Here is a 12,824-nt window from a genome sequence, read left to right as displayed (position 1 = left end):
GGATTGAAGTTCGGCACTATTCATCGTGCCGACGGCTACTGCTTCGCCAACGCGAAAGACCCCGCCAAGAACTCCATTTCCGTTTCAAGCCGGGCTTTTGTTCGTCAGTAACTCTGGCCTCAAACCCGCCATCCACACCCCTTCCCCCAACAAAAAGGGCGACCCGCAGGCCGCCCCTCTCAATCCACCAAATCCCCGCCTCAGACGAAAACGAAGCTGTCGGAGAAATCGAGCCCCACGATCAGCGGATCGTGGTCCGAGCTCGCATAGACCCCGTCGTTGTAGAACGCCGAGTCGGTGAAGCTGTTGTCGTAGTTGATCAACCCGGGCTCGTCGGCATTGATGTGCCACTCGGTCACGCCGGTCACATGGGCCGCCAGTTCCGCATCGCCAAACCCCTGATCGAGCGTGCCTTGCTGACCATCGAAGACATAGGAATAGGCCTCGTCCTGACCGATGAAGGTGTCGATCAGATCGACATAGCCATCCTCGCCCAGCGCCTGAACCGGATCTTCCTTCGCATAGGCGTTCATGTCGCCCATCATCAGAACATTGGTCACGCCGCCGCCGTTGTAGTCATTCGACATCCAATCGGACAACTCGCCCGCCGCATCCGTGCGCACCCCGTTCCAGAACCCCTGACCACCACCCTGGTCAAAGTTCGGATCGGCCAGCAACTGCGCATAGAGATCGGCAACCACCGCGTAATCGGGCGAGGACGCATTGGCCGACAGCCAGTTCTGCGCATTGCTCGCCACGGTGTCCAACCCGCTGTCACCTTTGGATTTGAAGTGCGAGGACACAACCGTGAACTCCTCGCCCGTCGCCTCGTCAAGGAAGGTCGCAACAGTGGACGGACGGTTGCGGTCAAAGTCGCTAAAGCTTCCGCCCACATAGCCCGTCAAAGCATCCGCAATCGCGAATGTCGCATCCGCACTCGCCTCTTCGAACACAAGGTAATCGGCATGCACCAAACTCACCGCATTGGCGTCATAGATGATGCCCGTGGTGATCGCATCCGTGCCGATGAAATCACCGGTGCCGGTCGGATCGACATAGGCGTAATCCGCCCCCGTGCCTTCCGCGTTGAGCAGATCGACGAGCGTGCCGATCGCGACCGTGCCGTTGTTCTCGATCTCCTGTAGCGCCACAACTTCGGCGCCCGTGGCGATGATGCCGTCAACGATCTTGGAGGACTGGCGCGCGAACTCTTCCTCCGAATCCGCACCGCGCGGATCGAGCGACCCGTCCGGCCCCGTGCCCGCCCCCGTCACGTCAATCGTGGTGAAGAAGTTGAGCACGTTATAAGACGCCACCTGCAAGGTGCCGCCCACATCCTCGGGCGCATCGGTGCGCGCGCCCACATTGGTCCCGTCGACAAAATCGAGCGTCTCGGTGACCGTCAGGCGATAGTCACCAAAGGCGTAATTCATCACGCCCTCAACGGCCCCATCGACCTCTGCCCCCAGACGAACCGTGGTGCCATCGTCGCCGAAATCGTCACCCTTATCGAGATAATCATTATCATCGAGCGGGTTGTTATCCGGCAGATACTCAAAGAAATCAGGGTTCTGCGCCCCGTTTCCGTCATCGAGCAACAGACGCGCATTCGCATTCTCCGCCATCAACTCCGCAATCTCTGCGGCCTCGGTCTGGGCGTCGTAAATCTGCGTCGGCTGGGTTTGCGTGCCCGCCGAAATGGTCACCTCACCATAGCGCGCGAGGTTGTAGTTCTCGATCACCGTCAGCGCATCCGAGGTGCCCGACACCACAGACACCAACATGCCCTCGACCGCCTCGAAACTCTGCGGAATTTCCGGATCGAGCGTCACCGTCGTCAGCGTCGGCAACGCATTGCCGCTCGACACCACGGTCACATTCGACACGCTGGCGATCTGCGTCATGCCGAAATACTCGGCCGCATCGCCCGTCACCTCGACCAAGTCGCCAAGGCTCACCGCCGTGCCACCTCCGGTAAAGACGAAAATCCCCTCCGAGGTCATCAGATCCGCATCCGCGTCCGCATCCTCTTCCTGAATGTAGAAACCGGTGCCAACCACATGGGTCACAATCGCGGTCACGATCACCGTCTGACCGGCATAAGGCGTCTCGAACGCATTGCCCTGAACGGCCGAAATCAACACCGCCTCACCCACGGGCGGATCAACGATCACATCGCCGCTATTGGCCGCGCCCTTGGTCTCTGCGGCGGGCGCATTCCACACCCCGTCATCGCCGAGCTGCAGGGACTCGCCAATCGCCGTGTCAGCGCCCTCCGCGACATTCACATCCGTCGAGGTCACGCCATCCGCGCTGCCCCCCGACCCGGTCATCTCGCCCTCATAGGACAGGAATTCGATCAACACCCCGTCATTGGCGAGAGCCAATCCATCGGGCGCGCCGTTCTGCAATCCGGTCTCGATCACGTAGTAATCATAGTCCCCGTCCGAGGTCATCGTCCCCGACGACACATCGAAGGTGCCATAGACCGTCCCGCCATTGCCGTTATACAACTCGACCGTCAGCAAACTGACATCGCCACCGGCTTCCACGCGCACTTCGATGAACTCACCGACATCGCTGCCGTCATTGTCGTAATGGAACTCGTTGATCCGCGCGACCAATGGCACCGCAGGACCCGCATTCTCGCCGCCCTTGGTTTCGGGCGCACTCTCGAACCAGCTGCCATCGGCGCGCCGCTGCAAAGAGGTGCCGATCTCGGCACTGCTCGCCTCGCTCACCCCGATATCCGTGGACGTCAGGCCAATCGCCGCCCCCGCAGTCGCCGTCATCTCGCCCTCATAGGACAGGAATTCGACCACCGCCCCATCGTCGATCAACGCCAATCCATCGGGCGATCCATTCTGCAACCCGTTCGAGGGCAGATTGATGACGTAATAGTCGTATGTGCCGTCGCTGGTCACATCCCCAACCGACAGCGCGAGCGTGTTATACACCGTCCCGTTCGACCCGTTATAAAGCTCGACCGTCACCAACGACACATCCGCGCCCGCATTCACGCGCACCTCGATGAATTCGCCCTGATCCGCACCGGCATTGTCGTAGTGCAACTCGTTGATGCGCCCGCCGAGTGTGATGACCTGCACGTTTTCGCCGCCCTTGGTCTCCGGCTCCGCCTCACGCCAGGTGCCATCGTCGTTGCGCTGCAAGGCATAGCCCTCAGGCGTGCCGCCGTTCTCGCTAACCCCGATGTCGCTCGACTGCGTCCCATCGGCCGCACCGCCGACCGCCACCAGCTCGCCCTCATAGGACAGGAATTCCAGAACCTCGGTCCCGTTGACCAATGCCATCCCGTCAGGCGATCCGTTCTGCAACCCGTTCGAGGGCAGATCGATCACGTAATAGTCGTAAACCCCGTCAGAGGTCATCACCGCGCCGGAGACATCCAGCGTATTATACACCGTCCCGTTCGACCCGTTATAGAGCTCGACCGTGAGGTAGGAGACATCGTCCCCCGCCGCGACGCGCACTTCGATGAACTCACCGGTATCGGTGCCCTCGTTGTCATAATGAATCTCGTTGATGCGCCCATCCACCACCGGAATTTCGAGCACATCGGCAACCGTCACAGAGAGATCGGCACTATCGCTCAGATCGCCATCGCTCACCGTCACCGTCACGTCATAGACATTGTCACCGCCGTCATCGAGCGGCGCTTCGAAATCGGGCGCCGCAGCGAATGCGATCTCCCCCGTCGCCGCATCAATCGTGAAATAGGCCGCATCGGTGCCCGACAGCGAATAGGTCAACGTCGCACTATCCACATCGCTCGCGGACACGCCGGCATCCACAGCCGTGGTGTTTTCGTCAATCGTCACCGCCCCCGTCAGCGACAGAACCGGCGCGTCATTGGTGCCCGTCACGGTGATGGTCACCGTCGCGGTGTCGGTGCCACCTTTGCCGTCGTCCACGGTGTAGGTGATCGTGTCGACCACGGTCTCACCGGCCGCCAGCGCATCAAATCCCGCACCCGCCGTGTAGCTCACCACACCATCGACAAAACTGACATCCGCCCCGAGTTCGGAAGTCGCAGAGACCTCGACAATCTCGATCGCATCGCCATCAAATTCACGGTCATTGGCCAATAGCGCCGCCGCATCAATCTCCAGCGCGACATTCTCAACCGCCTCGGCCACATCATCGCCCGCCAGAACCGCGTTGTTCGTGCCATCGAGATAGAGCGTGTAATCATCGGCCTCGAAACGCACCGCCTCGACACCTTTGAGGATATCAATGCTCCAGTCATCGCCGCCGAACGCCACAACATAGGCCTTGGGCGCACCCGAACACTTCCACCCGTGCCCGGCATAAATCGGCGTAATCACCGCATCGAGGATCGAGCCGCCATAAACAACCGTATCGAACCCCTTGCCGGCCTCGATGAAATCCAACCCCGCGCTGCCATAGATCGTATCATCACCGCGACCCGTCTTGATCCAGTCGGACCCATCCGTGCCATAGACCGTCTGATCGGCTTTGCTGTTCCACTTGGGACCCCAAGCGTGATCGAATCCGGAACGTCCGTGGTGATGCTTATTCATAAGTGCCCCCTCTGAGCGAAACATGTGCTATGCGCCGCCTGCGTGGCATCCACGCGTAACAGCATCATGAAGTGTTGCTGACGATGGGGGCACCTGTCCAATACTTACGCAAGGGAAGGCCCCGCAGAGCGCACTGCGGGGCCAAAAAATTAGACCAAATAGACAAATTATTAATCGGTTTATGCGCTAACACATCGGTGGCGATGTCGAATCGCTCGCCAAAAGGACCCCGTTACGCGGCCGCGTAGGCCTTCAAAACGGACTCCGTTCCCTCCGACCACAGCCGCGTCAGCCACCGCGAAAACGCCTCCGCAAAGGGTGCCGCCTGCGCGAGATCCCCATAGAACCGCTCCTGTTCGAGCCACGCCATGGGCCGCTCCTTGGCCTCCAGCGCCGCCACAACCAATTGCGACCACATCGGATCATTGGGCTCGATCACCGTGCCATCGTCACGCCCGCCCGCACACATCCGTGCCCAGAGCGCCTCGACCAATGCCAGACCTTCCACCGATCCACCCGCCGCCAAAGCATCGCGCAGAACCGGCAGGACAAAGCCCGTGTGCCGCGACGACCCGTCAAAGGCCACACGGCGCACCGTGTCGTGGATCGCGGGATTGGCGAACCGACGCTCGATCAAAATCGCATAGTCTTCCGGCTTCATTCCCGGCACAGCATCAACATAGGGCGCAATTTCGTCGCGCTCGACCTTGCGGAAAAACGGCGCAATCGCACTATGCGTCATGCAGTCGGAAATCGACCCGACGGACAAAAGCTCGCCCGCATTCGCCAACACCTGATGGCCCGCATTCAGAATACGGATTTTCATCGTCTCATAGGAATGCACATCATCGGTGATCGTCGCCCCGACCTCTTCCCACGCAGGACGCCCCGCACAGAACCGGTCTTCAATCACCCATTGGCGGAAATTCTCATGCGTCACGGGCGCGGCATCATCAATGCCGATCTCGCGCGCCAAAGCGATCTCTTTGGGACCCGTCGCAGGCACAATGCAATCGACCATGGAGTTGGGGAACGCCCCCTCGCGGTCGATCCAATCGGCCAGACTATCGTCGGTCAGCCGCGCCAAAGTCACCACGGTGCGGCGCAAAATATCGCCATTACCCTGCAGGTTATCACAGCTCTGCCCCGTAAACGGCGCATGTCCCGCCGCACGGCGCGCACTAAACGCGGCCACCATCGCGCCAAAGGCGGTGCGCGGCGACGCCGGATTGGCAATGTCATGCACAATATCAGGATGCTCGACATCCAACCCACCGGTGACACGGTCGACATAATAGCCCCCCTCCGTCACCGTCAAAGCCACGATGCGGATCGCCGGATCGGACATCGCCGCGATCAGGGACGCATTGCCCTCCTCGATCGGCAAATAGTCGATCATCGCGCCACTGACCTCGGCCGAGGTGCCCGCCGGATCGAGTTCAATCAAGGTGGTCAAACAATCCTGCGCCAAAAGACGCTCGCGCATATCGGCATCATAGGGGCGAACACCCGCCCCGATGATCGCCCAATCGCGCGCCCCACCCGCCTGCATCAGACGGTGCAAATACCACGCCTGATGCGCACGGTGGAAATTGCCCAACCCGATGTGAACGATACCGGGCGTCAGGGCGGTGCGATCATAGGTCGGACGCAGAACGCCCTCCGGCAGATCGTTAAGGGTCGCATTGGAGAGTTTAACCGGCATGATTACACCGCTTTCTTGTTGTTTTTAAGCCGCTTGACGCAGACACGGTCTACTCGATGCGCAGACCGTTCTCGTCAAAGCGATGCACCGTTTCCACCCGCGGAGACAGGGTCACGCGGTCGCCGTATTTGAACCCGACTTCACCATCTGCGCGCACCGTGATGGTCTCTGCCAGACCGGTGTCATGGATGTGGAAAAACGAGTCCGATCCGAGGTGCTCGGAAACACCCACAACACCCGACCACGCACCGCCGGTTGCGGAAATCTCGATATGCTCGGGGCGGAACCCGACGGTATGGGCATTGTATTTCGCAGCCTCGGGACCTTCGATAAAGTTCATCTTCGGCGACCCGATAAAGCTCGCCACAAACAGGTTGCGCGGCGCTTTGTAGAGTTCGAGAGGCGATCCGACCTGTTCGATGTAACCGGCGCGCAGCACAACGATCTTGTCGGCCATGGTCATGGCTTCGACCTGATCGTGGGTCACGTAGATCATCGTAGTCTGCAGCTTTTTGTGCAGCTCGGAAATCTCCATCCGCATGCCAACACGCAATGCCGCATCGAGGTTCGACAACGGTTCGTCAAACAGGAAGGCCGAAGGTTCGCGCACAATCGCACGCCCGATGGCAACCCGCTGACGCTGACCACCCGACAACTGTCCGGGGCGGCGATCAAGATAGTCGGTCAGGTTGAGAACCGATGCCGCCTCGCTGACGCGGCGTTCAATCTCTGCAGGGTCCATCTTCGCCATCCGCAACGGGAAGGCGATGTTCTTTTTGACCGACATATGCGGGTAGAGCGCATAGGACTGGAACACCATCGACAGACCGCGCTTTGCAGGGGGAACCCGCGTCGCGTCAGCACCATCAATGCGGATCTGCCCCGAACTGACGTCTTCCAAACCGGCAATCAACCGCAAAAGCGTGGATTTACCGCAGCCGGAGGGGCCAACAAAGACCGTGAACTCGCCGTCTTCGATCGTCAGGTCCAGCGGTGGAATAACCTCCGTCGACCCAAAACTCTTGGTCACTTTATCGAGCGTGATGCGTCCCATAATCGGATTTCCTTATTTCACCGCGCCAAAGGTCAGGCCGCGCACGAGTTGTTTCTGGCTGAACCAGCCAAGGATGAGGATCGGCGCAATCGCCATAGTGGAGGCCGCGCTGAGTTTTGCGTAGAACAACCCTTCCGGGCTGGAATAACTGGCGATAAAGGCGGTCAAAGGTGCCGCTTTCGCCGCCGTCAGGTTGAGCGTCCAGAACGCTTCGTTCCACGCCAGAATAACGTTGAGAAGAATGGTCGAGGCAATGCCCGGGATCGCCATCGGTGTGAGAACGTAGATGATCTCCTCACGCAATGCCGCACCGTCCATCCGCGCCGCTTCCAAAATCTCGCCGGGGATCTCTTTGAAGTAGGTGTAGAGCATCCAGATGATGATCGGCAGGTTGATCAACATCAACACAACAACCAACCCGATCTGGGTGTCCAGAACACCGAGCTTAATAAAGATGAGGTAGATCGGATAGAGAACACCAACCGCCGGCAACATCTTGGTCGACAACATCCACATCAGGATGTCCTTGGTGCGCTTGGAGGGCACAAAGGCCATCGACCACGCCGCCGGAACCGCAATGATCACCCCGAGAAGCGTCGAGCCCCCCGCAATAATCACCGAATTCCACAGGAACCGCATGTAGTCAGAGCGCTCCTGAACAACCCTGTAGTTCTCCAGTGTCCAATCAAAACCGAGGAAGATAGGCGGGCTTGCAATCGCCTGTGCCTCGGTTTTGAAACTTGTCAAAATCGTCCAGAGGATCGGGAAAAAGATCAGTAACCCGACGCCCCACGCCAGAACGGTCATCAAGACTTTGCGTTGTGTCGTTGCAGCACGTGCCATCTCGCGTCCCTCCTCAGGTATCCAGGTTCTTGCCGACAATGCGCATCAGGAAGAGCGCGACGATATTGGCCAGGATGATCGCATACACACCCCCTGCCGATCCCAGACCCACGTTCTGGCTCTCCAGAACCCGCTGGAAAATCAGATAGGTCAGGGTCTTGGTCCCGAACGCACCCTGCGTCGTCACGTAGATTTCCGCGAAAACCGACAACAGGAAAATCGTCTGGATCAACAAAACCACCGTAATCGCGCGGCTCAGGTGCGGCAGCACGATAAAGGCAAACCGCTTGAGCACCGGCGCACCATCCATCTCGGCGGCCTCCAACTGCTCACTGTCCAGCGACTGGATCGCGGTCAAAAGAATAAGTGTCGCGAACGGCAACCACTGCCAGCTCACAATCAGAATGATCGACGGCATCGACGCCTCGGAGAGCCACGAAACCGGCTCCGCCCCGAACGCCTTCCACAGATGGGCAAACAACCCGTTCACAGGATCCATGAACATGTTCTTCCACACCAACGCGGACACCGTGGGCATCACGAAAAACGGCGCAATCACCAGAATTCGCACAATCCCCTGCCCCCAGATCGGCTGGTCGAGCAGCACGGCGAGCAACACGCCGAGGAAAATCGTAATCACCAGCACACCGCCAACAATCGCCAGCGTGGTCCAGACCGACGGCCAGAACGAACTCGAACCGACAAAGCGGGCGTAGTTCTCAAATCCCACCCACCCGAGGTCGCCCCCGCGCAGCGGCAGATATTTCTTGAACGAGAAATAAACCGTCATCGTCAACGGGACGAGCATCCAGCCCAAAAGCAAAACGACGGCTGGAGCCATCATCATGCGTGCTGCTGATCGGGAATGTTGAGTGGCCATATCGGGCTCCTAAGTCTCTACATTGTCTGCGAGAATTGTTCGGAATGTCGAAAATGGAGAAACCGGTGGGCGACCTTTCGGCCAGCCGCCCACCAGCAGGGAGAACGCTTAGTAGCCTGCGGCTTCCATTGCGTCAGTCGTCAGTGCCTGCGCTTTTTCGAGCGCTTCTTCGATGGTCTGCTGACCAGCGTAGACTGCGGAGAACTCCTGGCTCACGTCTGTCGCGATACCGGCGAACTCGGGGATTGCTGCGAACTGAACACCTACGTAGGGGCTCGGATCAACAGTCGAGTTGTTCGGATCAGCCGACAGGATCGATTCCAGCGTCATCTTCGCAAACGGCACGTCCTGGTAGTTTGCGTTTTCGTACAGCGATGTACGCGCACCCGGAGGAACGTTTGCCCAACCTTCGTTGGCCGCTACGAGATCGATGTAGCCGGTCGATGTTGCCCACTCGATGAACTGGGTAGCCGCTTCGACTTTCTGGGTGCCGGCAGGAATTGCCAGTGCCCATGCCCACAGCCAGTTGGCGCGAACGCCCAGACCGTTGTCAGGTGCCAGCGCAAAACCAACCTTGTCAGCGACTTCAGAGTCGTCGGGGTTCGTCACAAAGGATGCCGCAACAGTTGCGTCGATCCACATGCCGCATTTGCCCTGCTGGAACAACGACAGGTTTTCGTTGAAACCGTTCGTCGCATAGCCGGGAGGGCCCGCGTCATTCATCATGTTAACAAAGAAGTGCAGCGTGTCGGACCACTCACGGCTGTCGAACTGTGCATTCCACTCTTCGTCGAACCAACGGGCGCCAAAGGAGTTGGACATCGCTGTGATAAAGGCACCGCCCTCACCCCAACCGGCCTTACCGCGAAGACAGATGCCGTAAACTTCATTGTCTTTGTCGGTCATGGCGCGTGCCGCTTTTGCGACAAAAGCCCAGGACGGCGCATCAGGCATTTCCATGCCGGCCGCTTCCATCAGGTCCTTGCGGTACATGATCATCGAGCTTTCGCCGTAGAACGGTGCCGCATACATGACGCCATCTGCGGACAAACCACCCTTCATCGCCGGCAGAATGTCGTCGGCGTTGTATTCGGCGGAGAGGTTGTCGAGAGGCACGAGCCAACCGTTCTTACCCCAGATCGGCGTTTCATACATGCCGATGGTCATGATATCGAACTGGCCACCTTTGGTGGTGATGTCCGTGGTCACACGCTGGCGAAGAACGTTTTCTTCGAGCGTTACCCATTCGACTTCATGGCCGGTTTTGGCGGTGAAATCGTCGGTATAGCCCTGCATACGGATCATGTCGCCGTTGTTCACAGTTGCGATGGTGATGGTCTCTGCCATCGCGCCACCGGCTGTGATCATGCAGAGTGCTGTAGCCGCACTCAGTGCGTTACGATAAGACATCCTACTCCTCCCTGAGATTTGATGTTGTGGGTTAACGCTATCCAAAACTGCGACAATGCGTCAATCAAAAACTTTACGCGCGTAAATTTAAGGAGTGAATTAAATACGCAGAATGCGAAAAACCCGACGCCCAACACACCCAAAGCGATTTGGGGGCGCGCCTCAGGCCGAAGAGCGCAGGATCAGTTTTCCGTCGAAAAGCGTGGTTTCACGCGATGCTGCACGTGCATCCGATTCGATGAGCCCGAACAACGTCTCCGCCGCCTTGGTCGCAATCGAGGTATAGTCCTGCGAAATCGTCGTCAGCCGCGGACAGGTAAAGCGCGCAAACGGATGGTCATCATGCCCCGCCACCCGCATCGCACATCCCGCCCCGACCCCGATGCGCAATCCCGTCTCATAGGCCGCCGACAAAAACCCGATCGCCAGACGGTCGTTGGAACACAGCACCGTGTTGGTCGAAAACTCCCGCGCCGCGAGCGCCTTTTGCGCGCCGCGAAACCCGATTTCCTCGAACTCCCACCCCACACCATCAATACTGATCACCTGCGGCTCATGCCCATGCGCGCGCATCACGTCCAGATAGGCGTTCCGGCGACGGTTGGCGTTCGGGTTGGCGGGCGTCTTCATTTCGAAAAACACCGGCGGCTCTCCCGTGCGACACAGGTATTTCACAATATTTTCCGTGGCTTGGCGGTTATCGTGCCCCACAAAGGCCTCGCCCACCCCCTCCAGGTTGCTGTCAAACAGCACCGTGGGCACCTCTTCACAGAAAGCCTCCACCATGGCGCGATCCGATGCCCGCCCCAAAGGCGCCATCAACACCCCCGCCGGCCGCAACGCGCGCAAACTGTCCAGATTACCGATCTCCTGACCCGGATCGCCGTGCGAACTCAACAGGATAGGCCGGAACCCCGCGCCAATCACATGGGTTTCCACATGGCGCGCGATCTCGGCAAAGAACGGATCGGCCAGATAAGGCACAACAATCCCGACGTTCTTCGTGGATCGCCGGTTCTGGTTGATGGCATAAATATTGGGGCGATAATCGTATTGTTCGAGCGCCGCCTCGATGCGCGCCCGCGTCGATTTGCGCACGCTTTCAGGGTCGTTGAAATACTTCGAAACCGTGGGCCGCGAAATGCCACTGACGGAGGCGAACTCCTCCATGTTCCGGATCTTCGAATCGTCCATTCTGTGCCTCCTCCACCCTGCGATCGCCCTGCGTCGCCCCAAATCCCGAACCGCTTTCCCGCAGCCCAAAATATTGTCGCGCGCAAACTTTACCTCGCTGTCCTCACCTTCACCTTTTTTGACCTTTCAGGCAATCCATCGCGTAAACTCTGATGATATCCTTGCATTAATCCCGCGAAAATAAGGAGTTCCACAGCCCCAAAGCCCCATCCACTGACCGCAAACCACGCCCGAAACCACACCCGCCCCCCACGCACCCCACCCAACACCGCCCGCCCAATCGCGCAAAACCACGCGCGCAGGCCCCCGTGATGACCCGCGAGATGACCCGCGTCGTTTCGCACGCCCGCACGCCCAAACACCGCCGCCCAAACACCTCGACCCGCACACCCTGGCCATACATTCCGGCGGCCCCCAAAAACCCGCGCCAAACCTCCGCGACATGACCCACACCCTGCCCGACGCCAAGTCCCGCGCACCCTATCCGCCCGCCCAACTTCCCGCGCAGTCCAGTCCACACCTTCTCCCCCGCGCTAATCCCCTGCCCGAAAACCCCGCGCACTTCGATCCACGCCAAGCACCCGCGCCTCCGACCCGCACTCAAACCCCTCGCACCCTAATCCACACCTTCTGCCCCGCGCCTCTTACCCGCCCAGACGCGCAGAAACTCCCGCTCACACCAACGCCCATCCCCCTCTAAATCCCCACACCAAAAAACCCCGCGCCCAACCTGCGCGTGGCCACCGAACAACATCGGACCAATCTCAATTTTCTGAAGTCTGCGCCCGCAACCGACACACCGACAACGCACAGCCGACGTACCGTCAACGCACCGCCTACATACCGCCAGCCGCCTCACCCCTGCCCCGCACCGCGCCAATCGCGACACGGCGCCTCAGGTCCCTACGCCCTCAGCGCACCGTCAAAGTCACCGACCTGACCGTCGTGGCGTTTGCGGTCAAACACCGTCGCCGTCGCCCGCCCGTCATGTTTGGACGCATAAAGCGCCAAATCCGCGTCGGAAATCATCCGGTCAATATCCACCGCATCATACATGTCCGTGGTGGTGATCCCGATCGACCCCGAAATCTTGCACACGCCATCGCCATAGGGCACAGGCTCTTCCAGACGCTCGATAATGCGCGCCCCGATCAACATCAGACGCTCGTGATCCAC

General features: G+C 59.4%; 8 protein-coding genes. All 8 read right to left on the bottom strand.

Annotation, left to right across the window (positions count from 1 at the left end):
- Nucleotides 1-200 precede the first annotated feature (200 nt).
- Entirely contained in the window at nt 201-4,562 is a 4,362-nt protein-coding gene (locus ABD815_RS00705) for an ExeM/NucH family extracellular endonuclease (RefSeq protein WP_344842084.1), read from the bottom strand.
- 232 nt (nt 4,563-4,794) lie between these two features.
- The gene (locus ABD815_RS00700) at nt 4,795-6,267 is read right to left on the bottom strand and encodes a mannitol dehydrogenase family protein (protein ID WP_344842082.1); all 1,473 of its coding nucleotides are present in this window, start codon (nt 6,265-6,267) and stop codon (nt 4,795-4,797) included.
- 49 nt (nt 6,268-6,316) lie between these two features.
- Entirely contained in the window at nt 6,317-7,321 is a 1,005-nt protein-coding gene (locus tag ABD815_RS00695; protein ID WP_344842079.1) for an ABC transporter ATP-binding protein, read from the bottom strand.
- Nucleotides 7,322-7,333: 12 nt separating this feature from the next.
- Entirely contained in the window at nt 7,334-8,164 is an 831-nt protein-coding gene (locus ABD815_RS00690; RefSeq protein WP_344842076.1) for a carbohydrate ABC transporter permease, read from the bottom strand.
- A gap of 13 nt (nt 8,165-8,177) precedes the next feature.
- Nucleotides 8,178-9,044, bottom strand: coding sequence for a carbohydrate ABC transporter permease (locus tag ABD815_RS00685; protein WP_344842073.1), 867 nt, complete (start codon nt 9,042-9,044; stop codon nt 8,178-8,180).
- A 108-nt stretch (nt 9,045-9,152) separates the two neighbouring features.
- On the bottom strand, nt 9,153-10,454 hold the full coding sequence (locus tag ABD815_RS00680; RefSeq protein ID WP_344842071.1) for an ABC transporter substrate-binding protein: 1,302 nt from the start codon (nt 10,452-10,454) through the stop codon (nt 9,153-9,155).
- Between the two features lie 162 nt (nt 10,455-10,616).
- A complete protein-coding gene (locus tag ABD815_RS00675; RefSeq protein ID WP_344842068.1) occupies nt 10,617-11,648 on the bottom strand; it encodes a LacI family DNA-binding transcriptional regulator in 1,032 nt (343 codons plus the stop codon).
- A gap of 903 nt (nt 11,649-12,551) precedes the next feature.
- A partial coding sequence (locus ABD815_RS00670; RefSeq protein WP_344842066.1) for a diguanylate cyclase domain-containing protein occupies nt 12,552-12,824 on the bottom strand: 273 nt, incomplete at its 5' end.

It is taken from the genome of Celeribacter arenosi (assembly GCF_039539485.1).
Lineage (GTDB): Bacteria > Pseudomonadota > Alphaproteobacteria > Rhodobacterales > Rhodobacteraceae > Celeribacter > Celeribacter arenosi.
This window is presented reverse-complemented; position numbering and strand designations above follow the sequence as displayed.